General features: G+C 71.5%; 21 protein-coding genes. 8 read left to right on the top strand and 13 right to left on the bottom strand.

The window, feature by feature from the left end:
* Positions 1–49 precede the first annotated feature (49 nt).
* Positions 50–1,339 (top strand): amidohydrolase family protein, encoded by a 1,290-nt coding sequence (locus AB0C38_RS34115; protein WP_360681495.1) that lies wholly within the window; start codon positions 50–52, stop codon positions 1,337–1,339.
* Here AB0C38_RS34115 and AB0C38_RS34110 read toward each other — a convergent pair whose 3' ends face one another.
* Positions 1,340–2,068 carry an SDR family NAD(P)-dependent oxidoreductase gene (locus tag AB0C38_RS34110; RefSeq protein ID WP_360681493.1) on the bottom strand — a complete coding sequence of 243 codons (729 nt, stop codon included), beginning with the start codon at positions 2,066–2,068 and terminating at the stop codon, positions 1,340–1,342. It abuts the gene before it with no gap.
* 45 nt (positions 2,069–2,113) lie between these two features.
* On the opposite strand from AB0C38_RS34110, the gene AB0C38_RS34105 reads away from it, so the two are divergent.
* Both AB0C38_RS34105 and AB0C38_RS34100 read left to right on the top strand, forming a co-directional pair.
* A complete protein-coding gene (locus AB0C38_RS34105) occupies positions 2,114–3,040 on the top strand; it encodes an aldo/keto reductase (RefSeq protein ID WP_360681491.1) in 927 nt (308 codons plus the stop codon).
* A gap of 80 nt (positions 3,041–3,120) precedes the next feature.
* On the top strand, positions 3,121–4,395 hold the full coding sequence (locus tag AB0C38_RS34100; RefSeq protein ID WP_360681490.1) for an MFS transporter: 1,275 nt from the start codon (positions 3,121–3,123) through the stop codon (positions 4,393–4,395).
* On the opposite strand, the gene AB0C38_RS34095 is transcribed toward AB0C38_RS34100, so the two are convergent.
* The 5 genes from AB0C38_RS34095 to AB0C38_RS34075 form a co-directional block, all read right to left on the bottom strand.
* Positions 4,373–5,029 carry an alpha/beta fold hydrolase gene (locus tag AB0C38_RS34095; RefSeq protein ID WP_360681488.1) on the bottom strand — a complete coding sequence of 219 codons (657 nt, stop codon included), beginning with the start codon at positions 5,027–5,029 and terminating at the stop codon, positions 4,373–4,375. The genes AB0C38_RS34100 and AB0C38_RS34095 overlap by 23 nt on opposite strands.
* A gap of 75 nt (positions 5,030–5,104) precedes the next feature.
* Positions 5,105–5,947: an ABC transporter permease gene (locus AB0C38_RS34090; protein ID WP_360681486.1), complete on the bottom strand. Its 843-nt coding sequence runs from the start codon at positions 5,945–5,947 to the stop codon at positions 5,105–5,107.
* On the bottom strand, positions 5,944–6,888 hold the full coding sequence (locus AB0C38_RS34085; protein WP_360681484.1) for an ABC transporter permease: 945 nt from the start codon (positions 6,886–6,888) through the stop codon (positions 5,944–5,946). The genes AB0C38_RS34090 and AB0C38_RS34085 overlap by 4 nt, the downstream gene beginning before the upstream one ends.
* Positions 6,885–8,462 carry an ABC transporter substrate-binding protein gene (locus tag AB0C38_RS34080; RefSeq protein WP_360681482.1) on the bottom strand — a complete coding sequence of 526 codons (1,578 nt, stop codon included), beginning with the start codon at positions 8,460–8,462 and terminating at the stop codon, positions 6,885–6,887. The genes AB0C38_RS34085 and AB0C38_RS34080 overlap by 4 nt, the downstream gene beginning before the upstream one ends.
* Entirely contained in the window at positions 8,459–10,192 is a 1,734-nt protein-coding gene (locus AB0C38_RS34075) for an ABC transporter ATP-binding protein (RefSeq protein ID WP_360681480.1), read from the bottom strand. Before AB0C38_RS34075 ends, AB0C38_RS34080 begins: the two co-directional genes overlap by 4 nt.
* Before the next feature lie 218 nt (positions 10,193–10,410).
* Between AB0C38_RS34075 and AB0C38_RS34070 the strand changes: the two genes are divergently transcribed.
* On the top strand, positions 10,411–11,385 hold the full coding sequence (locus AB0C38_RS34070) for a methyltransferase dimerization domain-containing protein (protein WP_360681478.1): 975 nt from the start codon (positions 10,411–10,413) through the stop codon (positions 11,383–11,385).
* A 2-nt stretch (positions 11,386–11,387) separates the two neighbouring features.
* A complete protein-coding gene (locus tag AB0C38_RS34065) occupies positions 11,388–12,296 on the top strand; it encodes an alpha/beta hydrolase (protein ID WP_360681476.1) in 909 nt (302 codons plus the stop codon).
* Positions 12,297–12,299: 3 nt separating this feature from the next.
* Here the strand turns inward: AB0C38_RS34065 and AB0C38_RS34060 are convergent, their stop codons facing one another.
* From AB0C38_RS34060 to AB0C38_RS34045, 4 genes are all read right to left on the bottom strand, one after another.
* Positions 12,300–12,887 carry a TetR/AcrR family transcriptional regulator gene (locus tag AB0C38_RS34060; RefSeq protein ID WP_360681475.1) on the bottom strand — a complete coding sequence of 196 codons (588 nt, stop codon included), beginning with the start codon at positions 12,885–12,887 and terminating at the stop codon, positions 12,300–12,302.
* Positions 12,888–13,532: 645 nt separating this feature from the next.
* A complete protein-coding gene (locus tag AB0C38_RS34055) occupies positions 13,533–14,909 on the bottom strand; it encodes a DUF222 domain-containing protein (protein WP_360681474.1) in 1,377 nt (458 codons plus the stop codon).
* A gap of 161 nt (positions 14,910–15,070) precedes the next feature.
* On the bottom strand, positions 15,071–16,675 hold the full coding sequence (locus AB0C38_RS34050) for an amidohydrolase (protein ID WP_360681472.1): 1,605 nt from the start codon (positions 16,673–16,675) through the stop codon (positions 15,071–15,073).
* Between the two features lie 2 nt (positions 16,676–16,677).
* Positions 16,678–17,433 (bottom strand): MoaF C-terminal domain-containing protein, encoded by a 756-nt coding sequence (locus AB0C38_RS34045; protein ID WP_360681595.1) that lies wholly within the window; start codon positions 17,431–17,433, stop codon positions 16,678–16,680.
* On the opposite strand from AB0C38_RS34045, the gene AB0C38_RS34040 reads away from it, so the two are divergent.
* Together AB0C38_RS34040 and AB0C38_RS34035 are read left to right on the top strand one after the other, a co-directional pair.
* Positions 17,415–17,678: a hypothetical protein gene (locus AB0C38_RS34040; protein WP_360681599.1), complete on the top strand. Its 264-nt coding sequence runs from the start codon at positions 17,415–17,417 to the stop codon at positions 17,676–17,678. The two genes, AB0C38_RS34045 and AB0C38_RS34040, sit on opposite strands and share 19 nt — an antisense overlap.
* Before the next feature lie 13 nt (positions 17,679–17,691).
* A complete protein-coding gene (locus AB0C38_RS34035; protein ID WP_360681470.1) occupies positions 17,692–18,492 on the top strand; it encodes an SDR family oxidoreductase in 801 nt (266 codons plus the stop codon).
* A gap of 4 nt (positions 18,493–18,496) precedes the next feature.
* On the opposite strand, the gene AB0C38_RS34030 is transcribed toward AB0C38_RS34035, so the two are convergent.
* Genes AB0C38_RS34030 through AB0C38_RS34020 form a run of 3 tightly spaced genes read right to left on the bottom strand, consistent with a single transcriptional unit; the run spans position 18,497 to position 21,988 of the window.
* Positions 18,497–19,189, bottom strand: a complete 693-nt coding sequence (locus AB0C38_RS34030) for an ATP-binding cassette domain-containing protein (protein WP_360681468.1) — start codon at positions 19,187–19,189, stop codon at positions 18,497–18,499.
* The gene (locus AB0C38_RS34025; protein WP_360681466.1) at positions 19,186–20,973 is read right to left on the bottom strand and encodes an ATP-binding cassette domain-containing protein; all 1,788 of its coding nucleotides are present in this window, start codon (positions 20,971–20,973) and stop codon (positions 19,186–19,188) included. The genes AB0C38_RS34030 and AB0C38_RS34025 overlap by 4 nt, the downstream gene beginning before the upstream one ends.
* 58 nt (positions 20,974–21,031) lie before the next feature.
* Positions 21,032–21,988: a helix-turn-helix domain-containing protein gene (locus AB0C38_RS34020; RefSeq protein ID WP_360681464.1), complete on the bottom strand. Its 957-nt coding sequence runs from the start codon at positions 21,986–21,988 to the stop codon at positions 21,032–21,034.
* Between the two features lie 114 nt (positions 21,989–22,102).
* Here AB0C38_RS34020 and AB0C38_RS34015 point away from each other — a divergent pair, with 114 nt between their 5' ends.
* Entirely contained in the window at positions 22,103–24,307 is a 2,205-nt protein-coding gene (locus AB0C38_RS34015; protein WP_360681462.1) for a helix-turn-helix domain-containing protein, read from the top strand.
* Positions 24,308–24,618: the final 311 nt, after the last annotated feature.

The raw sequence follows: 24,618 nt of genomic DNA, 5'->3' as shown, positions 1-24,618 counted from the left end.
TTTTTAGTCTACAGTCGTGGAAGAAAAAGTCTAGAGCCGGGAGGAAACCATGACGGCACAACGGATCCGCCCGGCCGACCTGGTGGTCCGCGGGGGCACTGTGCTCACCGTCGACGCCGCGGGCACGGTGGCGGACGGCTTGGCCTTACGCGACGGCCGCGTCCTCGCGGTGGGGGACGTCGCCGGCCACATCGGACCGGACACCGAGGTCCTGGACCTGGCCGGACGCGCGGTGCTGCCCGGCATCAACGACGCGCACCTGCACGCGACCTGGCTCGGCGCGCGCTGGCCGCACCCACTGCTCGGCGCGCCGCACGAGGAGGAGCCGGTCACGACCGCCTCGGACCGCCGCAAAGCGATCCTGCGCGCGGGCGACATCTGCGCGTCGCTGGGCATCACCAGCTACACCGAACCCGGCCTGGGCCCCGGCGAGACGGGGTGCTTCTCGGCGGAAGTCCTGGACGAGTACGCGGCCCTGCATCGCGAAGGCCTGCTGCGGGCGCGCGTCACCGTCCTGCGCCTGTTCGGCCTCCTTGACGGCGCCAGTTCGCTCGAGGGCTTCGCGCGCGGCCTCGCGACGCCGGCGCCGGCAGCCGATCCGGAGTGGCTCGCCGTCTCCGGCGTCAAGATCTTCGCCGACGGGATCCCGCCGATGCGCACGGCCTGGACGCACCACTGCTACCCCGACGGCACCCACGGCAGCCTGCTCGTCGACGGCCCCGACGACGACGGCCGCGCGGCCACCCTGTCGTCGATGATCTCCTCGGCGCACGAGGCGGGCCTGGTGGTCGGCGTGCACGCGACGGGGGAGCGAAGCATCGAAGCCGCGCTCGCGCACCTTCGGGACGGCGACCACCTCGTTCACGGCGACCTCGTCACGCCCGCGCAGCTGCGGCGGATGGCGGCGACCGGCGTCGGCCTGACCACGCAGCCTGCCATCGCGACCGCGATGCGGCCGATGGTCGCCATGGCCCTGGGCGCCGACATCGCCGCGAAGGCGTGGCCGCTCCAGGACATCCTCGACGCCGGGGTGCGGCTGACCTTGAGCAGCGACGCCCCGGTCGTCACGCCCGACTGGCGCGTCCACCTCGCGGCGGCCGGGGAGTTGCTCGACGCGCGAGGGGTGACGCCGGAGCTGACCGCCCGGCTCCTTCGCTGCTGCACGACCGAAGCCGCCGCGCAGGACGGGTCCGCGAGGTGGAAGGGCTCGCTCGAGCCCGGCATGGCGGCCGACTTCTGCGTCCTGGCGGACAACCCCCTGGACGTCGCCCTGGCCGATCTGCCGTCGGTCGCCGTCGAGCTGACCGTGACCGGCGGCCGGATCGTCCACAAGGGATAGTCAGGTCAGCAGCTGGCCGCCGTCCACCGGCAGGCTCACTCCGGTGATGTGCCCGGCGCTCGCCAGGAAGAGGACCGCCGGCGCGACATCCGCGACATCGGCGATCCGGCCCAGCGGGATCCGTGACTCCCAGGCCGCGCGGGCGGCGGGGTCCGCGGCGAACCCGGCGGTCATCGGCGTGCGCACCGGCCCGGGCGCGACGGCGTTGACCCGGATCCCGTGCGGTGCCAGCTCCAGCGCCGCGGACCGCGTCAGCGCGTCGACCGCCGCCTTCGTGGCTTCGTAGTGGCCCAGCCCGGGGGTCGGCTGCCGGGCGCCGATCGACGAGATGGTGACGATCGCGCCGCGCGTGCCCGCCGCGACCATGTGGGCGCCGACAGTGCGGGTCATCAGGAACGTGCCGCGGAAGTTGACCCGCACGCAGCGGTCGAAGACGGCCACGTCCAGGTCGGTGAGCGGTCCGCCGCCCCCGGCGAGACCGGCGTTGTTGACCAGGACGTCGATCGGACCGAACGCGCGGGCGACCAGGGACACGGCAGCGTCCACCGAAGCCGGGTCCGAGATGTCCAGTTCGACGTGCTCGGCGCCGAGCTCCCGGGCTACGTCGTGCGCCGCGCGGGCGTCGACATCGGCGATGACGACGCGCTCACCCGCGGCGAGAAACGCTTCGGCGACACCCCGCCCGATCCCGCTCGCCCCGCCGGTGACCACTACGATCCGTGTTTTCATTCTACAATCGTAGACGTAAGATGTGCTGGGACGAAGGGAAAACTCGTGAGCGTGCTCGGAAAGTCGGTCTTCGGCCTCGGTTCGTGGAACACCTGGGACCGGATGGACTTCGGCGACGCGGTGACGCTGCTGAGGACCGCGGCCGACGCCGGCGTGCGGCTGTTCGACGTGGCGCACTACGACTTCGGCCCGCACGCCGAGAACTCGCGCACCGACGTGATCTTCGGCGAAGCCGTGCGGGAAGCGGGGATCGCCCGGGAGGAGTACGTGCTCTGCGGCAAGCTGTGGCTGTGGGACTACCCGCGCACCGGGTTCGCGCGGCAGCTGGAGACGTCCCTGGGCCGGATCGGCACCGGCCACGCGGACCTGGTCGTGGTGGGGGACTACCGCGAACGCCCGGACGTCCCGCGGGTCGTCACGGAGGTCGCCGAGCAGGTGCGCGCCGGCCGGATCGGCGGCTGGGGCGTCAACAACTGGCTCGCCGCCGACCTCGACCGCGCGCTGGAGTTCGCCGAGCGCGAAAATCTGCCCGCGCCCGAGTTCGCGCAGCTGAAGTATTCGATCGCCCGCCGGTCGATGGCCGAGGGCGAGTGCTACGGCAAGCACATCGCGAGCGGACGGCTGGTTCTCCAAGCCTCCGACGTCTTCGAAGGCGGAGTCCTGCTGGGCAACGCGGCTCCCACGCGCAAGATCGGCGCCGACCCGGGTGCCATCCGGCCGTCCATCGTGGACGCTTCGGCCGAGGTCGCGGCCATCGCGGCGGACTTCGGCGCGACGCGGGCCCAGCTGGCGCTGGCGTTCTGCCTGGCGTACGCGCCGGTGGCGAACGTCCTGTTCGGAGTGAGCCGGGCGGACCAGCTGACAGACAACCTGGGCACCCTCGACCTGGCTCGCGAGCACGGCACGGAGATCCGGACGGCGCTCGACCACCTCTGGCTGGACCGCGACGTCAACCCGGACGGCTCCTGGTGACGCCGTCCGCTGAGGGCTGAACCCGGTTCCGGCGCCGATCGCCTCGCCCATACTGGCGGAACACCGTGGGGAGGCGGCAGGTGACGGCGACTACGCGAGGCGGCCTGTGGCGGCACCGCGACTTCCGCCTGCTGTGGCTGGGTGAGACGACCAGCCGGCTGGGCAGCAACGTGACCACGGTGGCGCTGCCCCTGGTGGCCGTACTCGTGCTGCACGCCGGCCCCTTCACCGTCGGCCTGATCGCCGCCGCCGTCTGGGTACCGTGGCTGGTCCTCGGTCTCCCGGCCGGAGTGTGGGTCGACCGCCTTCCGGCCCGGCCCTTGATGCTGGTCTGCGACGGTGTCTCGGCACTGTTGTTCCTCAGCGTGCCGATCGCGGCCTGGCTCGACCTGCTGACCGTCGGCCACCTGGTCGTCGTCGCGTTCCTCACCGGCGCGTGCAGCGTCGTGTTCTCCACCGCGTACCGGGTGTACCTCCCGGTGCTCGTCCCGGTGGCCGACCTGCCGGAGGGGAACGCGAAGCTGCAGGGCAGCGAGTCCGTCGCCCTGATCGCGGGACGCAGTCTGGCGGGCGTGCTCGCGCAGTGGGTGGGCGTGGTGTCCGGCCTGGTGCTCGACGCGGTGACGTTCCTGGTCTCCGCGGCGTGCTTGTCGGCGATCGCCGCGCGGGAGCCACGCCGGCCCGTCACCCGGCGGCGGACTACGGTGCGGGAAGAGATCGCCGACGGCCTGCGGTGGGTCGCGCGCGACCGGTACCTGCGTCCCCTGGCCTTGTTCAGCGCGGTCGCCAACCTCGCGCTGACGGGCTACCAGGCGATCCAGGTCGTCTTCTTCGTGCAGGGGGTGGGGGTCGCCCCGGCGGCCGTGGGACTCCTGGTGGCGGCGCCGGGGATCGGCGGCGTACTCGGCGCGGCCGTCGCCGGGTGGCTCGCGCGGCGGTGGGGCACGGCACGGGGTCTGGTCGTCGCCCTGCTGACCCTGGCTCCGTTCGGCTTCCTCATCCCGTTGGCCACCTCCGGCCCCGGCCTGGTGCTGCCGGGCCTCGGCGGGGTCGCTCTCGGCGCGGCGGTCGTGACGACGAACGTCATCGCGGCGAGCTTTCGCCAGAGCTACCCGCCGCGGGACGTGCGCGGCCGCGTCGTCGCCACCGGCAGTCTGCTGGCGAGCGCCTCGAGCGCGGCCGGCGCCCTGCTCGCCGGTGGCCTGGGTGCCTGGGCCGGGACGCGCGGGACGATGTGGGCACTGATGGGCGTGTTCGTCGCCGCTACCGCGATCATCCTCGCCAGTCCGATCCGGACCAGCCGGGACTTTCCCGCCGCGGCCGAGCGACCGGCTACGGCACGTCGAGGAACGTGAGCGCCGCGATGCGGAACGGCGCACCGCGCAGCGCCGCACCGTGGTCGCCGGGGACCGTGAGCAGCTCGCTGCCCGGCACCAGCCGCACGAGCTGCTCGATGCCGCCGCTGATCGGGTCGTCCCGGCCGGCGACGAACCGGGTCGGCACGGTGATCGTCCCGGCCCGCGGTGCGAACGGCTCGCGCCGCAGACCCTCGATGCACCGGGCCAGGGCGGCCGGGTCACGGCCCGGCGCGGTGATCATCCGGGCGATCGCGGCGGTCAGCGGGTCGGCGGGGAGCTTCCCGCCACCGGCGAAGGCCAGCGCCGCCTCGACGTCGACCGCGCCGAACGGCTCGTGCGGGCTGATCCCGCCCAGCACCAGCCGCCGGACCGGCAGCAGCGCGGGCAGCTCCCACGCCAGCCGCGCGCCCAGCGAGTACCCGACGACGTCCACTTCGGACACCTCGCCGACCGCCCGGGCCAGTTCTCCCACCACGGCTTCGGGGGTGGCGTCGGCGGGCGCCGGACTCGAGCCGTGGCCCGGCAGGTCGGGCACGAGCACCGGGCGGCCGGACTCGGTGAGCGCCGCCGGCCAGCCGGTGCTGACCCAGTCGGTCGGGCCGTCGGAAGCGAAGCCGTGCAGGAGCAGCACCGGGGGACCGGCAGGGGGACCGACGGGCGCGAACCGGCGTACGGCCAAGGAGGTCTGGGGCAAGAGGGTCCTTTCTCACACGGGACGGCGCACGCGCAGGCGCTGCAGCTCGCCGAGCGTGCGGGCACGGGCGTCGACGGCGATCCGCAGCGCGGAGCCGATGAGGTTGAGCAGGAACACGCAGAGCATGATCGTCACGCCCGGCACGACCACCAGCCACGGCGCGGTGACCAGGTAGGACCGGCCATCGGCGATCATGTTCCCCCAGGTCGGGGTGGGCGGGGCGATGCCGAGGCCGAGGAAGCTCATCGCGCCGTCGACGAGCATCGCGGCCGCGGCGAGGATGACGACCTGGACCAGGGCCAGTGGCAGCACGTTGGGGAACACGTGCACCAGCAGGATCTTGCCGCGGCTCATCCCGGACACGCGCGCGGCGCCGATGTACTGCCGGCCGGCGACGCCGAGCACGCGGCTGCGGATGATTCGCGCGGTGAACGGCGTGAAGATCACCGTCAGCGCGATGAGCTCGGTCCAGATGCTCGCGCCGAGCGCGATGGCCAGCGCCGTCGCGAGGATGATCGCCGGGAACGACATCCACGCGTCCATCAGCCGCATCAGGATCGCGTCGGCCGTCCGGTAGAAGCCGCTGACCAGGCCGATCACCATGCCGGTGACGGCCGCGCAGAGCGTGATCAGCGCGGACAGCCCGAGCGACGCGCGCCCGCCGGACACCAGCCGGGCGAGCACGTCCCGGCCGAACGAGTCGGTGCCCAGCGGGTGGTCGGCCGACGGCGGCAGCAGCCGGTGCACCGGGTCGGTCGCGCTGACGCTCGGCAGGAAGAACGGCAGGACGATGACCGCGAGCACGACCAGGCCCAGCAGCAGCGAGCCGATCACGAGGGTGCGGTTACGGCTCACGCGACACGCACCTTCGGGTCGAGCAGCGCGTACGACAGGTCGACCAGCAGGTTGACCACGACGAACAGCACCGCGACGAACAACGTCACGCCCTGGATCAGCGGGAAGTCGCGAGTGGACACCGCGCCCATGAGCAGGTGGCCGAGCCCCGGCACGACGAAGATCGACTCGATGATCACGATCCCGCCCACCAGCATGGCGAAGTTGCTGCCGAGCTGCGTCACCAGCGGCATCAGCGCGTTGGGCAGGACGTGCTTCAGCAGCACCCGCCGTTCGGGCAGGCCTTTGACGCGCGCGGTGCGCAGGTAGGCAAGCGGGAGTTCGCCGAGCACGCTTTCGCGGAGGGTGAGCACGAACAGCGCCGTCTGCCCGATGACGAGCACCGTCACCGGCAGCACCAGCGCGGGCACCGCAGCCACCGGATCGGTCAGCAGGTCGTGGTAGCCGCTGGAGGGGAACCATCGCAGTGTCACCGAGAAGACGAGCACGAGCACCAGCGAGATCCAGAAGTCCGGCATCGCCATGCCGAGCGCCGACACCCGGTCGAGCGCGCGGGCGAGCGGGTTGCGCGGCGAAACCGCTTGCCACGCCGTGATCGCGACCGACAGGACGAAGCTGATGACCGTGGAGAGCACGGCCAGCGTCAATGTCGGCACGATGTGGCTCGCGACGACGTCGAGCACCGGCTGGTGGTAGGTGATCGACGTCCCGAAGTCGCCGCGCAGCACGTGCCCGGCCCAGGTCAGGTACTGCTGCCCCAGCGAACCGTCGAGTCCCATGCTCGAGCGCAGCGCGGCGACGTCGGCCGGGCGCGCGGTGGGGCCGAGGATGGCCTGAGCCGGGTCGCCGGGGATCAGCCGGATGACGAAGAACATCATCGTGCCGACGATGACCAGGATGATCACCAGGTCGCGCAGCCGGCGCAGCAGCACGCCGGTCATGCGGCCAGCCAGGAGTTCCAGAACACGCGGTAGAAGTCGCCGTAGCCCTTCAACCGTGGGGTGTAGGCCGCGTAAAGCTTCGACTGGCTGAGCGTGATCACCGACAGCTGCTTCCACGTGAAGGCCTGCAGCTTGTCGATGACGGCCTTGGCCTGCTCCGGAGTCGTCGAAGCGTTGAACTCGGCCAGCAGCCCGTCCAGCTCCGGCGACGACGAACCGTTCAGCGTGCCGAGCGTGAGCGCGGGCATCTGCGCGGGCGAGGTCAGCGACGAGTCGAAGAACAGCGTCGTGATGTCCCAGCCACCCGGGTCCTTGGTGAGGGTGCCGAGCATGGTGGCGAAGTCGTAGGTGTCGATCTTGACCTGGAGCCCGATCTTGCCGAGCTCGTCCTGGATGAGCACGGCCCACTTGCCGAACTCGGGGTAGGAGTTGGTGGTGACGATGTGGATCGTGGCCTCGGCGGTGATCCCGACGTCGGCGAGCAGCTGCTTCGCGCGCGCCGGGTCGTGCTGCCGGTAGACGTCGTCGCCGGCGGTCGAGTAGGACGCCTTGTTGTCCGGGGAGGCGAACGCGCCGGTCTCGATGGTGAGGTCCTTGCTGCCACCGGTCGCGGCGTTGATGGCCGGCTTGTCGAGCAGCAGGTTCAGCGCCTCGCGGGCCCGCGGGTCGGCGAACTTCGACCCGGGGTTGAAGTTGGGGATGATGACGTTCTCGTTCCCGCCGGGCAGGTTGTGCACGACGAGGTTCGGGTTGGCCTTGAGCTGTTCGTACTGGTCGTCGGCCGGCATCGCGTGGTCCCACTGGCCGGTCTGCAGGCCGTTGACCAGTGCGTCCTGGTCGCCGACGATCTTGTAGGTGACCGTGTCGAGGTAGGCGTGCTTGGCGCCGGCCTGGCCGCCCCAGTCCTCTTCGGACCGTGACTTGTAGCCGTCGTAGCGCTCCAGCACCAGCTGCTGGCCGATGTCCCAGCTCTTGAGCTTGTACGGGCCGGTGCCGATCGCCTTGTCCTGGGCGAAGCCGGTGGCGGGCAGGCCGGCGAGGTTCTTCGCCTCGTAGATCTCGGTGCCCGCGCCGGCCAGCTCGTCGATCAGCGGGTAGCGCGGCCGCTTGAGGTGGATGGTGACCGTCGCCGGATCCGGTGCGGCGATCGCGTCGATGTCCGGCGTGACCAGCTGGCCCGTGCGGTGGCTTTTCTGCCAGCGCTGCAGGCTCGCGACGACGTCGCTGCCGGTCAGCGGGTTGCCGTCCTGGAACGTGACGCCCTGGCGGAGCTTGAAGGTGTAGGTCAGCCGGTCCGGGCTGGTGGCGAACGTGTCGACGAGCATCGGCCGTGCGACGAAGTGCTGGTCCACCTCGAACAGCTTCTCGTACATCATGTTGCCGATCTGCGCGGTGACCTGGCCGGGGTTGGCGACCATGTCGAGCGACTGCGGATCGGTGGGGACGGCGACGGTGAGGTTGCCGCCGCGGACCGGCGGCCTGTCGGCGGCGGCCGGGGTTCCGGCGCTGCCCATGCAGCCGGCGAGCAGCGTGCCCGCGGCGGCGAGGGCGGCAAGCAAAGGGATTCTCTTCATGGGCGCGTCGATCCTGTGTGGGGGAGGGCGGGCAGGTCGGGGTTCGCGGCGAGCAGCCGGCGCGTGTAGTCGTGGCGCGGGGAGAGGCGGATCTCGTCCGGAGTGCCGGTCTCGATCAGCTCGCCCCGGTACATCACGCCGACGCGGTCGGCCACCGACAGCACGAGGCTGAGGTTGTGGGTGATGAACAGCAGGCTGAGCGTGCGGGTGCGGCGCAGGTCCAGCAGCAGGTTCATCACCTGGCCCTGCACCGAGACGTCCAGCGCGGACGTCGGCTCGTCGGCGACGATCAGGTCCGGCCCGGCGGCGACGGCGCGGGCGATCGAGACGCGCTGGCGCTGTCCGCCGGACAGCTGGGAGGGGAGCTTGCCCGCGGTGTCCTCCGGCAGGCCGACCTCGTCGATCAGGTCGGCGACGCGCCGGTCGAGTTCGGCGCCGCGCAGCGGGGTCAGCTCCTTGAGCGGCTCGGCGATGATCCGCGCGGCGGTGTGGCGGGGATCGAGCGAGCTCTGGGGATCCTGGAAGATCAGCTGGACGCGCCGGCGGAACGCCCGTTCGTCGCCGGTCAGCCCGGAGGGCGTGATCCCGTGCGGGCCGAAGACCACCGTGCCCGAGGTCGGCGGTTCGAGGGCGCTCACCAGCCGGCCGAGGGTGGACTTGCCGGAGCCGGACTCGCCGACCAGACCGAGGAACTCGCCCGGCGGGATCTCGAGGGAGACGTCGCGCACGGCGTGCACCCGTCCTTTTCGGCCGTACACTTTGGACACCGCGCTGACGGTCAGCGGAGTGCCTTCGTGGTCCGTGCATCGCTGTGCTTTCAGGGCCCGGGTTTCGACGGCTTCGGCCGGTCCGCCGGCCATCGCGGCTTCGAGCAGCGCGGGGGAGATGGTCGGGAAGCCGTCGCGGCGGCTGACGCCGAGCTGCGGCACGCAGCCGAGCAGCGCCCGGGTGTAGGGGTGCCGGGGCCGCGTCAGAATGTCGTCGCGCGAACCGGTTTCGACCAGGCGGCCGCGGTACATCACCGCGATCCGGTCGGCGACCTGCGCGGCGACGCCCATGTCGTGGGTGATGAAGACGCAGGCGGTGCCGTGGTCTCGGCGCACGCGGTCGAAGAGCGTGAGGATCTCCGCCTGGGTGGTGACGTCGAGGGCGGTGGTCGGCTCGTCGGCGATGAGCAGGTCGGGATCGGCCATCAACGCGAGCGCGATCATCACGCGCTGCTGCATGCCGCCGGACATCTGGTGGGGGTAGAGCCGCAGGATCCGGTCGGTGTCGGCGAGCCCGACTTCGGTGAGCAGCCGGCAGGCTTTGGCCTCGGCCCGCTTGCGCAGCGGGCTGCCGCGGCGGGCTGCCTGCCCGGGCAGCGACCCGGCCTCGCGGTAGGCCTCGACCAGTTGCCCGCCGACGCGGCGGCCGGGGTTCAGCGAGTCGAGGGCTTCCTGGAAGATCATGCCGATCCGTGGGCCGCGGTAGGCGCGCATCGCGTCGGCGGGCAGCTTCGTGATGTCCACGCCGTCAACCGCGATCTCGCCGCGGGTGCGGACCGGGGCGACGAACTCGAGCAGGCGGATGATCGACAAGGCGGTCACGGTCTTTCCGCTGCCGGATTCGCCGACGACGCAGAGCGTCCGCCCCTGCTCGAGATCGACGGACAGCTCCCGCACGAGTTCGCGCTCGGCGTCCCCGGTGACGACACCGACGGTGAGGTCCCGGATTTCGAGCAGCGTCATGGATTCCCCTTCCTCGCGCCCGCCGCGACGGGCGGGCCGGACTGCCGGGCACCGGCAGGGGTAGTTCTACGCATGTTGACACTCCCGGGAAGGCGTGTCAATGGTTTTATTCTACAAACGTAGGAAGTTGATATTTCCGTTGCTGCGTGCGGAAAACCGGCACTGGACTCGTTTATCTACGCATGTAGAGTGTCCGCGTCGAACAGAAGGAGGACGACGTGACGACGACCCCAGCCACGCCGGAACGGATCGTGGACATCGCGGTGGGCCACATGGCCGCCCAGCAGCTCTTCGCCGCCAACCGGATCGGCCTGTTCCCGGCGCTGGCCGCCGGCCCGCTGAGCGCCGCGGAGCTGGCCTCGCGGACAGGACGGCCGGAGAAGATCACCCGGATCCTCGGTGACACCTTGGCTTCGCTCGGCCTGTTGTCCCGTGTGGACGGCCACTACGCGCTGACGTCGGACACGGCCGCGTACTTCGGGGGAGACGGCCTGGACCTGGCGCCCTTCCTGACGTTCCTCGAGACGATCAGCTACCCCCACTGGCAGCAGTTCGCGCACACCGCCGACAGCGGCGAGCCCGGCGACCTCGACCTCACCGGCGACCGCTGGGACACGTTCCTCGGCGGGGTGATGGTGTATAACGACCTACACGCTCGGCAGCTGGCGCGCGCGTTCGACTTCGAAGGCTACAAGAACCTCCTGGACCTGGGCGGTCTTTCGGCCGCGTTCGCGCTGGAAGCGCTGCGGGCCAACGACGTCCTGCACGCGACGTTCGTGTACGACCCGCGGTCGGTGCCGTCGGTGACCGCGGCAGTTGCTCCCTTCTCGGACCGGACTGCTGTTTGTGGGGCCCCGACGCCCGAAGCCGAGCCCGACGGCGAGTTCACCCTGGTGATGGTGAACCACGTGGTGCACCGGTTCACGGTGGAGGAGAACCGGGCGATCCTGCGCCACGCGCGGGCCGCGGCGGCGCCGGGCGCGCGTCTGCTGCTGCTCGACTTCTTCCTGGACGAAGACGCGGTGCCCCGCCCGCTCGACGCGCTGCACGCGGGGGAGTACCTGGTCATCGACGGCACGGTGGTGTACCCGGAGGCGGACGTCCGGGACTGGCTGTCCGGCGCCGGGTGGCGGACGGTGGACCGGCTGACGCTGCCGGGTTCGCCGCGGGTCCTCGTCGCGGAGGCGGTGTGAGCATGGGCCTCGACCCCGCTGTGCGAGAGCTGCTTTCCCGCGGCCCCGAAGGTCCCGATCGGCCGCTGACGGCCGTGGAGCTGCGAGCGGCTTTCGCTGCGTCCCGGCCGGAGCCGGGTGCAGTGGCGCCGGTCGCGTCCGTGACCGACCACTACCTTGTGGGTGGCCTCCGGGTGCGGCTGTACCTGCCGGAGGTTTCGGGGCCGGTGCCGGTGTTCCTCTGGATCCACGGAGGTGGCTGGACGATCGGCTCGATCGACGAGAACGAGGTCGCCTCCCGGGCGGTGTGCGCCGCGGCATCGGTCGCGGTGGCGGCGGTCGAGTACCGGCTCGCGCCGGAAGATCCTTATCCAGCGGCGCCTTCGGACTGTTACGCGGCGCTGGAATGGCTGGCCGCCGGCGGTGCCGGACCTCTCGTAGCCCCTTCTCGGATCGCGATCGGCGGCGAGAGCGCGGGCGGCAACCTGTCCGCAGTGGTCTCCCTGATGGCGCGGGACCGCGGCGGACCACCGATCGCGGCCCAGGTGCTGATCTGCCCGGTGTTCAGCCACCCTGACGACGGGTTCGCGTCGTACGCGGACTTCGCGACTGGCTACGGCATGACGGCGGACGCGATGCGGTTCTTCTTCGCCCAGTACGTCCCGGACTCTTGGGACGACCCGTATGTGTTGCCTTCGCGGTGCCAGGATCTGTCGGGCCTGCCGCCGGCGCTGGTGCTGACGGCGGAGTACGACGTCCTGCGCGACGAGGGCGAGGCGTTCGGTTCGCGGCTCGCCGACGCGGGTGTCGAGGTGGATGTCCACCGGTACGCGGGGCAGATCCACGGCTTCTACGGGCTGTACACGGACCTGCCGGCGTCGCCGCGATCGCACGCCGAAGTGGCTGCCTACCTGCGGAGGATCTTCGCTTGACGGTCAGGGGCGGGTGAGCCTACCCAGGAGGGACTCCAGGTGCCGGTGCTGGAGCTCGACGGTAGAGAACTCACCCGCCACCAGGCTCATGACGTTGGCGCCGGCGTTGAGCAGGACGATCTCGTCGACGATCTGCTCGTCCGGGGTGGTGGTGAGGACGTCGCCGTCCTCGCGGCCCTCGGCGAGGAAGCGGTGCAGGAGTCCCCGCCATTCGCGGACGTGCTCGAGGTACTTGTCGTGCATCGTCCGGTTGCCCAGCGACATCTGCCAGAAGATCATCAGCACGCGCCCGGCGGTGATGCGCTCTTCGTCGATCGGCATGGAGGAAACACAGATCTCACGAAGTGCCGGCAGCCCACGAAGGCCCTCGAGCTCGACGTACTGACGCATCATGTCGAGCGCGCGTTCGTAGGTGGCGGCGATGATGTCTTCTTTGCTGGGGAAGTACAGCTTGAGCGCCCCATTGGCAAACCCGGCAGCGGCGGCGATCTCCCGCATGGTCGCGGCTTCGATCCCCCCACGCACGATGAGGTCCCAGGTGACATCGACGATGTCCCTGCGCCGCTGGTCGTGGTCGATGATCTTGGGCACCTGGTACCTCCTGATTCTCTACCAGTGTAGGAGAAACTGCCGGTGGGTACCGAGTGGGGGTTGGGGCGTGTCTGGTGGGGTGCGTGCCGGTCGGTGGCGGCCAGCAGCTCGGCGGCTGCTGATGGGCTCGAGTGGGCAGCTGGTCGGGCTGGCGCGGGTTGGACTGGCGCGGCTTGGAGCGGTTGCTCGGTGGGCAGCTGGCGCGGGTTGGAGTCGATGGATGCGGGTCGGCCTGTGGGTGCGGAGGCCTCAGGTTGCTGATGCCCTTGGATGGGTGGTCCGCGGGTGGAGGGGTTGCTGCGGTTTGTCGGAGTTCCGGCCGGTGGGCTCTGCGGAATCGCTGTCGCAGGTGCAAGCAGGTGCCGGCAGCTGCGGCTGACTGGCGGCTCCTGGGTTGGAAGCTCAGAGGTTGCCGGCACGGCGGGGGAGAGGCGGCCCGCGGGTGGATGAGCCTGTGCGGCTCTGTCGGGTTTCGGCGGCTGGTGCCGTGGTCCCTGGGGTGAAGACCGGTGCTGGTGGCTGCGGCTGCTGAGGGCTGGGATTTGTTCGTTCCGTCCGGCGGCCCCAGGTGGTGTGGGCTCCGATGGCTGGTATCGCGGGCGTGGGTCTAGGCCCGTAGCCAGTGGCTGCGGGCCTTTCCCATGCTCAGGCTGCGAAGGGCAGCGGTTGGTGGAGGTTGTTGCGCCTGGGTTTTCGGCGCCGGTCCAGGAACACCGGCGGCAGGAACTCGGGCAAGCCGTCGGCGGCGATCCGGACCTGCCAGCCGGAACGGTGCAGCAGCCGGTGGTGGTGGTGGGCGCAGATCAGGACCAGGTTGCCCAGCTCGGTGGGTCCACCGTCGGCCCAGTGGCGGATGTGGTGACCCTGGCAGTGGCGGGGTGGGCGGTGGCAGCCGGGGAAGGCACAGCCGCGGTCGCGCAGGTACAGCGCTCGGCGGAGTGGGGTTGAGATCAGGCGGCGTTGGCGGCCGATGTCGAGAGGCTCGCTCTTGGTGCCCAGCACCGCGGGGATGAGCATGCAGTCGCAGGCGTGGATCCGGGCCTCGGCGGCGGACATCGTGCCAAGATCGCCGAGGGTGGCCCGGCCGGCGCCAGCCTTAGGCGCGGTGCCAAGGTTGCCGAGGGTGGCCTGGCTGGCACCAGCCGTAGGCGAGGCGCCAAGGTTGCCGATGGTTGCCCGGCCGGCGCCAGTCTTGGATGTGGCGCCGGTGTCGCCGAGAGCGGCCCCGCCGACGCCGGACTTCAGGTCCGCCAATGACACCGCGATCATCACGTGGGCTCGTTCACCGGCCTGCATCGGCAGGTCTGGGGAGTTGAACGCCAGGTCGATCGCGTCGGAGAAGGCGTCGCCGTAACGTTCCTGCGGCGAACGTAGGTCTGGGCCCTCGTCGGTGGTGCGGCGTTGGGCCAGGGAGTCCAACAGAGCGCTGGTGCGGGTGCCGGTCTCATCGTCGAAGCGGCCGTTCAGCTCCCACACCCCGGTTTTTTTGCGGCGCAACGACAGTTCCCGGCTGGGGGTGGCCGGTTCGGTCGTGTCGGGTTCGGCGCCGTCGGGGTCGAGGTGGGCCACGATGCGGGCACCCAACGCTGCGACCTGCTTGTGGCCGGCATCCTCGGCGAAGGTCAGGAGGTGCTGTTCGGCCTCATCGCGATGTTCGGGCGGAAGTTGAGTCACTACACCGACGATGGTGTCGATCATCGGGGTGCTCAACCGGCCATCCGTGGCAGCTGCGCCGGTGGCGGGAGCTACCGCGGGGATCGGAGTGCCGTCGAGGTTGCGACCAGAGGTGAGAGCCCGAGCTCGTTTGACCACGGTTTCGGCGGCAGACTTGGGAACATCGGCGAGATGCTCGAAAAGTCGGGCTGCAGACCGGTATCCGAAGAGTTCCATGACACCGCGGGACTCGATTTCCACGAGCAGCGAACCGATCTCAGCCTCGGCAGACCGCACAACAGTGAGCAGCGCAGAGATGCGATCGGCCAAGGCCACCGCATCTGCTTTCCACACCGCTTCGCTGTCCACACAACAAGATTACCGCCAGTCGAACGCACGGGCATCACACGACAGGGTGATCCACTATAAGTTCGGCAGGGGCACCGTAGCGTGGGGGATCGGCGCTCCCGCACCGAGCGGGAGCAACAACACGAAGCGCCGATTTCCCACGCCCCGGCGAAGCCGTATCTCTAAAAAACGCGCCGCCCACCAAACCAAGTCTCGACAACACGAGTATCCCCCACAGAGGAACTCCGGAAAGGATCCCGATCAAGAACAACGAAGTCCGCAGCCCGCCCAGGAGTCAAAGCCCCAGCGACATCATCAAGCCCACAAGCCCGAGCCCCACCAAGAGTGAAAACCTCGATGGCCTCGGCCAAGGTAAGAGCCTGCTCAGGCCACAACGCACCCGGCGACCGACCGTACGGGTCCGACCGGGTCACAAGACCAGCAATGCCCTCCCAAGCATTAGGCGACTCACTGACCGGCCAGTCCGACCCACCCGCGACCAGCGCACCACTGTCCACCAGAGCCCGATTCGGCTGCATCCGAGAGGCGCGCGAAGCCGGCAACACGGCAGCGATGGCCGAAGGAATGACCCCCGGCACCCACAGGAACGGCGAGATATCCGCAGCCACGCCCAAAGAAGCGAACCGCGGGACGTCGTCCGGGTGCACGAACTGCCCATGCGCTAACTGGAACCGGGTCGAGGTGTACCCCGCCGCGCGCACCCGCGCCACCGCGTCCAAGAACTGCCGCACCGACGCGTCCCCGGTGCAGTGGACCTTCGCCGACAGACCTGCCGAAGCCGCCTTGAGCAGCCAGTCTGTCAGCTCCTCGGGTGGCATCGTCGTCGAGCCGTGGAAGCAGGCGCCGTGGACGTCGTCGGGGAGGTATGGCTCGAGGAACGCCGCCGTGCGCGTCGGGGGGACGCCGTCCAGGAAGATCTTCACGAAGTCCGGGCGGTGGTGCTCCGTGCGGTAGCGGTCGGCGACCTCCAGCAGCGGCGTGCCGATCGGGTCGAAGCCGAAGATCGGGTCGTTGACCAGCAGCGATGACACCACCCACGCGTCCAGTTCGCCCGCGGCGTCCAGTGAGCGCAGCGCCTCGAGGATGTCGGTCGAGACGCCCGCGTCCTGGAACGCCGTGACGCCGAAGCCGTGCAGGATCTCGATCGCCCGCTGGGATGCGCGGCGATGTTGCAGAGGAGTCAGGCTGCCGGTCACCCGCTCGACGAGTACGCCCGCGGCTTCCAGCAGGAGCCCGCTGGGCGAACCGCCGTCCCGGACGATCACGCCGCCGGGCGGATCCGGCGTCGCCGCGGTGATCCCGGCCAGCTCCAGGGCTCTACTGCTCACCCAGCGGTTGTGGCGGCTGTCGTCGGTGAGCGAGACCGGGCGCCCTCCCGCCGCTTTGTCGAGCGCCTGCCGGGCGGACGCGGACGACATCGTCGGCACCAGGGTCGACGCCCACGCCCCGCCGGTCAGCCACTCGTCCGGGCCCAGCGACGCGGCTCGCGCGTGGACCGCGTCGAGGATGTCGCCGAGGCTCGCGTCCGCGCCGAAGGTCAGTTCGAACAGGTCGGCGCGCCCGGCCAGCGCGTGGTGGTTGTGCACGTCGACGAGGCCCGGCATGATGAACGCCCCGCCGACGTCCAGCACTTCGGTGGCCGGTCCGCGGTCTACGTCTTCGAGCGCGACGATCTTCCCGCCCGTGACGGTCAGCGCCGACGCCCACGGCCGGGTAGCGTCCACTGTGTACACCACGGCGTTGGTGACGACGAGGTCGGCGGCCACGATCAGCTCTCCGCCGGGTCGAGGTGTCCGGGGTGGACGGTGGTGCTCAGCAGGCGGCCGTGCGCGCCGAAGGTGAAGTGCGTTGTCTTTTCGCCGGAAGCGTCGAGTCCGAAGAGGACACCGTGCGAACGCAGGCGGCGGGCGTCGCGGTGGTCGGCGACCGTCACCGACGCGCACGGGATGACCTTTTCCCGCCAGGTGAAAACGTGGATCCCGGGCCGCACCCGGTACACGGTGTTCTCGTCGGTGTCGGCGAGCCCGCGCTCGGGTCCGGCCAGGCACTGCCACGTGTACCAGTGCGGGCTGAGGTAGAGGTGTTCGTAGGCGTGCTGTTCGCTGTAGACCCACAGCACGCGGCGCCCGATCAGCGCGGTGCTGGGCGCCATCGGCTCGCCGCGCACGTCGATGCCGTCGATCGTCGCCGGCCGGAACTCCTGGGTGACGCGCGGGGTCCCGGCCTCGCCGATCCGGGTGGTGACCACCAGGGCGCGGCCGTCGCGCACGTCAAGGAACAGCGACACGGCCTCGCGGGCGTCGCCGGGGTGGAGCTGGACGTAGTACAGCCCGTCGTCGACGAGGAACGTCTCGGCGGGTTCCGCGCCGTCCCGGGTGAAGACCGGTCCGTCGTCGTCGCGCAGGACGAACTCGCGGCCGTCCAGGTCGCCGGACACGGGGGCCTTGTTCGCGTCGAACCCGGGGGCGAGGCCGTCGAGGGGGAGCCAGGTGGAGGTGTCCGAAAGTGTGCTCACCCTGGGCAGTCTCCCGCGCCGGCCCGGCGCGCGGAACCGCCCGTGCGGCGGCGGACAACAAGGCTGCGCTCGACGCCAACCCCGCCACGGCGCCCGGCGGTGAGGATGGGGGCATACGAACTGAACCGGCGGGGATCGGGCTGGCCTGTGTGCGGGCGTTCCGGGAGGAGGGGGCCCGCGAAGACCTCGGCGATCCGGCGTTTCCCGCGCAGCAGGCCGAAGACGTCGCCCGGCAGGTGCTGTTCCCCGCCTAGGAAAGGATCCACAGTGGACATATCGGAGAGGGTCGTCGCCATCACCGGTGGCGGCACCGGCATCGGTGCGGCGGTCGCCCGGCGCTACTCGGGCGAAGGGGCGCGGGTCGTCGTGCTGGGACGACGTCGCGAGCCCCTCGAGAAGATCGCCGCGGAGACCGGCGCGCACGTCATCGCCTGTGACGCGAGCGTGCGCGACGACGCCGAACGGGCCGTCGCCGAGATCGCCGGCCGGTACGGGCGGCTGGACGTCGTGGTCGCCAACGCGGGTGGTCACGGGTTCCGGTCGGTCGTCGACACCGGCGACGACGACTGGGAGCTCGCGCTGCGCTCGAACCTGTCGAGCGCGTTCGTGCTTTGCCGGGCGGCGTTGCCATCGCTGGTCGAGACCGGCGGGCAGGTCGTGGTGGTGTCGTCGCTGGCCGGGCTGTTCGCCGGGCCGAACGTCGCCGGGTACACGGTGGCCAAGCACGCGCTGATCGGCCTGACCCGCTCGATCGCCCGCGACTTCGGGCCGCGCGGGGTGCGCGCGAACGCCGTCTGCCCGGGCTGGGTCCGCACCCCGATGGCGGACGCGGAGATGGACGAGTTCGCGGCGGCGGCCGGCTTCACGGGCGGGCACGACGTGGGCTACCGCCGAGTGACGGCGGAGGTCCCGCTGCGCCGCCCGGCCGAGCCCGAGGAGATCGCCGCGGTGGTCCGGTTCCTGGGCTCGGCGGAATCGTCGTACATCACGGGCGCGGTCCTGGTCGCGGACGGCGGCGCCCACGCGGTCGACCTCCCGACCCTGGCGTTCGAACGCGCCGGGATGTGACGGCTCACGACCCCAGGTAGGCCGAGTGCAGCGTCGCGGGGGAGTCCAGCAGAGTCTGCGCGTCGCCGGAGTACGTGACGCGGCCGGAGGAGACCACCAGTGCGTCCTGAGCGACGCCCAAAGCCAGGTGCGTGAACTGCTCCACCAGCAGGATCGCCGCCCCCTCGGACGCGAACTGCGTCACCACCGGAAGCAGACGCGTGAACACCACCGGCGCCAGTCCCAGCGACATCTCGTCGATGAGCAGGAACGCCGGGCGTGCCGCGAACGCCCGCGCCAGCACCACCATCTGCTGCTCGCCCCCGGACAGCAGCGCCGCGGGGGAGTCCCGCCGCTTGGCCAGCTCGGGAAAGAGGGAAAGCACGGCGTCGAGCCGGTCCGGCGTGCGCGCGGTCAGGCGGAGGTTCTCCAGCACCGTCAGCCCGGGGAACACCGCCCGCCCCTGCTCGATGTGCGCCAGCCCGAGCCGGGCCCGCGCCACCCGCGAGTGCCGGGTGACGTCGACGTCACCGACGTGCACGCGGCCGGCAGCACAAGGCACCACGCCCGACACGGCCTCCAGGAGGCTCGTCTTGCCGGCGCCGTTCGGGCCGACCAGCGCCGTGATCCGGCCGGGCTCCAGCGTGAACCCGACGTCCCGGATCACCGGGCCCGCGCCGCGCTTCACCGTCAGACCGTCGACGCGCAACGCCGTCACAGCAGCTCCGTTTCGCCCATGTACGCCTTCAGGACGGCCGGGTCGGCCAGCACGTCGGCCTGCGGCCCGCTCGCCAGGACCTCGCCGAAGTCGAGCACCGTCAGGCGGTCGCACACCGACCGCACGAGGTCGAGGTCGTGCTCGATGAGCAGGACCGACACCCCGAACCGTGCCGGCACCTGCCGCAGCCGCCGCCCGAACGCCACGTGCTCTTCATGCGGGAGGCCGGCCGCCGGCTCGTCGAGCAGCAGTACCCGCGGCCGGGCCAGCAGGTGCCCGACGACCTCGACGAGCCGACGCGCGCCGGCGTCCACCCGGGACAGCGGCGTCCGCGCCGGCGGGCAGCCGAAGAACTCGAGCGCGTCGGCGACCTCGGTGCCGGGGAGCCGCCGCCGGGCGACGAACCGGACGTACGCGCCCACCGTCAGGCCGGGTGGGACGCGGTCCTGCTGGAACGTCCGCCGCAGCCCGCGCCGGGCCCGGCGGGTGGGTGAGCCGGTCAGCGGACGGCCGTCGAGCGTCACGGTCCCGGTCGCCCGCGGCAGGAAGCCGCTGACGACGTCGACCAAAGTGGACTTCCCGGCGCCGTTCGGCCCGATCACACCGAGAATCCCGTGTTCGGGAACCGAGATGTCCACTTCGGACAACGCCTTGACGTGACCGAAGTGGACGCTCAGCCCGCGTACCTCCAGTACCGGCTCGCCCGGCGGCAGGGGCGGAACCTCCGCGACGTCCGTGCGGCCGACACCGGCCGGCACCCGGGACCGGTGCCGGAGATTGCGGACGGCCGTGCCGAGGTTGCCGCGGCCGGCCAGCGCCTGGATGCCGAGCACGCCGAAGATCACGAACCCCCAGTCCTGCGGCACGCCCCAGCGTTTCAGCAGCTCCGGCACCGCGACCCAGAGCAGCGCCCCGAACACCGCCATGTCGATCAGGTGCGCGCCGGACATGATCGCCAGCACGTACAGCGCGAGCGACTGGATCGCGGTGAAGCTCGCCGGGAAGGCGAGGCCGACCTGGCCGGTGAGCAGGCCGCCGCTGACACCACCGAGCGCGGCGCTGACCGCGAACGCCGTCAGCTTCGACGTCCGCACGCCGGCGCCGACGGCCGCCGTGCCGCGTTCGGAGAACGCGACGAGGTGCCAGCTGCTGCCCCAGCGGCCGTGGCGCAGGAAGTGCACGAGCAGCCCGCAGGCGACCAGGACGAGCACCGCGAACAGGAAGTAGGACCGGTCGTCGGAGAACGCCGCCGGCCGCTCGACCGGGAGACCTTCGGTGGCGCCGGGGAACTGGATGCGCTCCGATGAGACGTAGATGTGCTCGTAGAGGTGCTCGGGGCTGTAGCGGTAGAGGTTGCGCTTGCCGATGAGGTCGCGCGACGGCCCGGGCGCGACGCCGGACGGCGTGCCCCCGTCCGTGACGCCGGACTGGAAGCTCTGGGAGACCCGGGGAACTACGTCTTCCGCGCCGATCGCCGAGCGGACGGCGAGCGCGCGATGGGACGTCGTCGAGTAGACGACGGTCAAAGCTTCGCCGTCGACGCTGGTGAGGGGCAGGTTCACGAAGAGGACGTCGTCGCGCACGGCGACGGCGTCGTACGGATCCTCGACGCCGTTGCAGACGACGTGCTCGGAGTCCTTGAAGCTCAGGGAAACGACTTCGCCGTCGTCGAGGGTGATCGTGACGTCCCGGCCGGTGAGGTCGGCGTCCGGCAGGCGGTAGGTGGCGATCCCGGCGGCGAACTCGTCGTAGGTGCGCCAGCCGTCGGTGGGGGCTTCGGGCATGGCCTCATCGTCGCCACGGAGCGGCCCGCCCGGCGAGCGGTCACGCGCTGCGGGGCAACTACCGGTCGCTGACGGTCAACTCGCGGCGCAGCTCGCTCGGCGCGCGGCCGAACGCGCTCTTGAACACCCGGCTGAAGTGCGCGGCGTCGACGAACCCCCAGCGCGCGGCGATGGCCGCGACCGGGCGGCCGGCGTGCACCGGGTCGAGCAGGTCGCGGCGGCAGTGCTCGAGCCGCCGCGCCCGGATCCAGCCGGCGACGGTGGTGCCCTGCTCCTGGAAGAGCCCGTGCAGGTGCCGCGTCGAGATGAAGTGCTCGGTGGCGATCCGCGCCGGGCCGAGGTCGGCCGAGGACAGGTTCGCGTCGATGTGCGCGCGGATCCGGCGCATCAGCTCGTGGTGCGGGTCTTCGTTCGCCAGGTCCAGTTCGGTGGCGACGAGCGTCGAGAGCAGGTCGACGGCGCTGTGGGCGAGCCGCGCGCCCGCCGGGCCGGCCAGCTGGTCGAGGTTGCCGCCGAGCTGGGCGAGGAACGGCACGACGACGTTGCCGACGCCCTCCTTGCCCGACATGCGCACGGCGGTGAGCCGGCCGACGAGCTCGGCGGGCAGGTCGATCAGCCGCTGCGGGAACATCACGACGAGGGTGCGGAAGTCTTCTTCGAACACCAGCGAGTAGGGCCGGTGGGTGTCGTAGAGGGCGACGTCGCCGGGGCGGAGCACGGCCTGGCGGCCGTCCTGCACGAGCAGGCTGGTGCCGGCGAGGACCAGGCTCAGCTTGTAGTACCGCCGTTCGCCGCGGGCGATCAGCTCCGGCGTGCGCTCGACGACGTGGGGCGACGCGGTGACCTCGGAGACCTGGACCCCGTCGGCGGCCGACGAGCGGATCCGGCCGCGGAAGCCGTCGCCGCCCTCGGTGACCTGGAGCGGGACGAACGACTGCGAAACCGCGGTTCGGAACTCGGTGAAGTCACGGGCGATGAGGGTCGTGGGGGCGGGCACGGGGTCACCTCGCAGCATCGGGAGGGGAGCAGTGTCGTATACGATAAGCGATACGATCTTCGGCGACAATGCACGGCTCCTGGTGTTCGCCCGCTCCGGCATGTGATCCTCGTTCCCGGAGGAGGGGCGGGGATGGAGTCGTTCGGCACTCGGCTGCGCCGTCTTCGGCGCGCCGCGGAGCTGACCCAGGAGGCGCTGGCCGAGAAGTCCGGGCTCAGCGGTCAGGCTGTCGGCGCGCTCGAACGGGGTGACCGCCGCTACCCGCAGCGCGCCACCCTCGACCGGCTCGCCGACGCCTTGGGCCTCGCCGCGGACGAACGCGCGGAGTTCGCCGCCGCGGCCGCCCGGCCCGGAAGCCCGGCGCGCGCGGACGTCGTCCCGCGGGAGCTGCCCGGCGGGATCGCGACGTTCACCGGCCGGGACGTCGAGCTCGACCGGGTGCTGGGGCTGTTCGGCGAGCCGCGTCAGGGCGTCGTGGTGGCGATCGCCGGGATGGCGGGCGTCGGGAAGACCGCGCTCGCCCTCGAAGCCGGGCACCGGCTCGCGCGGCGCTTCCCCGGCGGCTCGCTACACCTGGACCTGCGCGGACACGCCGCCGACCCAGCGGATCCCCTGGACCTGCTCGACCGGCTCATCCGCGAGCTCGGGGGCGAGCCGCCGAAGCCGTTGTCGCTCGACTCCGCGTCGGCCCGCTTCCGGACGCTGCTCGCTTCGAAGCGCGTGCTGCTCCTGCTCGACAACGCCCGCGACGTCGCGCACGTCGCGCCGCTGCTGCCCGGCGCCGGCGGTTCGGCGGCGATCGTCACCAGCCGCGTCGCGCTGACGGACCTGCCGCAGGCGCACCAGGTGCTGCTCGACGTCCTGCCCGAGGCGGACGCGTTGCGCCTGCTCGCCGCCGAAATCGGGGCCGAGCGCGTCGCGGCCGAACCGACCGCCGCCCGGAAGGTGGCGCGGCTGTGCGGCTACCTGCCGCTGGCGCTGCACCTGGTCGGCGCGCGGCTGGCGACCCGGCCGCGCTGGCCCGTCGCCCACCTCGCGCACCGGCTCGACGACGAGCGCCGACGGCTCGACGAAACGGGCGTCCGGACCAGCTTCGCGCTCGCCGTCGGCGCATTGGACGACACCGCGGCCCGCGCGTACCCGCTCCTGTCGCTGCTCGACGTCCCGGAGCTGTCGGTGCCCGTCGCGAGCCGGTTGCTCGATGCGCCGGAGCGGCAGACGGAGGAACTGCTGGAGCGGCTCACCGACGAGCACCTCCTGACCACGCCCGCCCCCGGGTGGTACCGGCTGCACGACCTGCTCCGGCTCTACGCGCGGGAGCAGGTGCCGGCCGGCGAGGGGGCGGCAGCGATCACCCGCGTCGTCGAGCTCTGCGCGGCGATGGCGTGGCAGAGCATGGCGCTCGTCTCGTCGGCTTCGCACCGCCACGACTGGGCGGCCGGGCGGTGGGCGGCCGCCGGACCGGCGTCCGCGGAGGAGGTGTTCGCCTGGCTCGACCGGCACCAGGCGCAGCTCGTCACGGTCGTGCGGCAGGCCGCCGCGACACCCGGGGTGCCGCCCGACGCGATCGCCGCCGTCGGGCTCGGCCTGTACGAATACCACCGTGCGCGGGCCCGCTGGCGTGACGCCATCCAGGTCGACGAGGTGGCCCTGCGGCTGGTCGACGGCGTCGACCCGGTCGCGGCCGCGACGCTGCGCAACGACCTCGGGGTCGCCGAAGCGGAGCTGGCAAGCGGTGGCGAAGCGGCCGGTTACCGGCGGTCGCACGCGTTCCTGCGCCGGAGCCTCGCGGACTGGGAGGCGATCGGCGACGAGCGTCAGCTGGCGGGCATCCTCAACAACCTCTGCTTTGTCTACGGCCTCGGCGACGACGTCGACGCGGCCATCGGCTTCGGCGAGCGCGGCCTGACGCTCAACCGGTCGCTGGGCCTGAGGCACGTCGAGACGCTCAACCTGGTCAACCTGGCGGTGCTGTACGGGCGCCAGGGCGACCGCGCGCGCGAGCTGGCTTATGCGTCCGAAGCGGTGACCGTCGGCGAGGAAACCGGCGACGTGCGCGGCATGGCGTACGGCCGGATGCGGATCGGGATCGTGCACCGGGAGCTGGGCCGGTTCGCCGTCGCGGTCGGGGAGCTGAGCCGAAGCGCGGACCTCTGGCGCGAGGCCGGGGTCCGGCTGTACGAGGCGATGACGCTGGCCGAGCTGGGCCGCGCGCACCTCGGCCTCGAGGAGCGCGACCGGGCGCGCGAGGTGCTCACGGATGCGCTGGAGCTGCTGCGGGAGTACGGCGGTGAGGAGCGCGCGGCCGCGGTGCGAGCGGAGCTGGACCGGTTGTGACGACGGCCGTCAGGTAGGGCCGGGCCCGGTGCACGGGGACGCAGGCGATCTTGCCGCCGTGGCTCGCGCAGGCGAGGGTGACGGTGTCGCGGAACCGGTCCACGAGCACGACGTGTGCCTGCCCTTCCGCGGCGGCGGGCACCCCGGTGAGCAGGGCAGCCGCGACGAGCGCGGCGAGAAGCATTCTCCAGGCGGCTCTCACCGGTGCCTTTCTCATCGGGAGTGGCGGCAGGAGCGATCTTCGCGGCGAGCGGCCGGCGGCGACAGCGACAACCTCTACGAAGGACCTCTACAAAGCGAAGCGCGCAGGA

Source organism: Amycolatopsis sp. NPDC048633, from assembly GCF_040650695.1.
In the GTDB taxonomy this organism is placed as follows: Bacteria; Actinomycetota; Actinomycetes; order Mycobacteriales; family Pseudonocardiaceae; genus Amycolatopsis.
Note: the sequence above shows the minus strand (reverse complement) of the source record. Positions and strands in the feature narration are given on the sequence as shown.

What these genes read in the sequence shown, in the direction of transcription:
- AB0C38_RS34115 (WP_360681495.1), top strand. Translation starts at nt 50, where the DNA reads ATGACGGCACAACGGATCCGCCCGGCCGACCTGGTGGTCCGCGGGGGC.
- AB0C38_RS34110 (WP_360681493.1), bottom strand. Translation starts at nt 2,068, where the DNA reads ATGAAAACACGGATCGTAGTGGTCACCGGCGGGGCGAGCGGGATCGGG.
- AB0C38_RS34085 (WP_360681484.1), bottom strand. Translation starts at nt 6,888, where the DNA reads ATGACCGGCGTGCTGCTGCGCCGGCTGCGCGACCTGGTGATCATCCTG.
- AB0C38_RS34080 (WP_360681482.1), bottom strand. Translation starts at nt 8,462, where the DNA reads ATGAAGAGAATCCCTTTGCTTGCCGCCCTCGCCGCCGCGGGCACGCTG.
- AB0C38_RS34075 (WP_360681480.1), bottom strand. Translation starts at nt 10,192, where the DNA reads ATGACGCTGCTCGAAATCCGGGACCTCACCGTCGGTGTCGTCACCGGG.
- AB0C38_RS34065 (WP_360681476.1), top strand. Translation starts at nt 11,388, where the DNA reads ATGGGCCTCGACCCCGCTGTGCGAGAGCTGCTTTCCCGCGGCCCCGAA.
- AB0C38_RS34025 (WP_360681466.1), bottom strand. Translation starts at nt 20,973, where the DNA reads ATGCCCGAAGCCCCCACCGACGGCTGGCGCACCTACGACGAGTTCGCC.
- AB0C38_RS34020 (WP_360681464.1), bottom strand. Translation starts at nt 21,988, where the DNA reads ATGCTGCGAGGTGACCCCGTGCCCGCCCCCACGACCCTCATCGCCCGT.
- AB0C38_RS34015 (WP_360681462.1), top strand. Translation starts at nt 22,103, where the DNA reads ATGGAGTCGTTCGGCACTCGGCTGCGCCGTCTTCGGCGCGCCGCGGAG.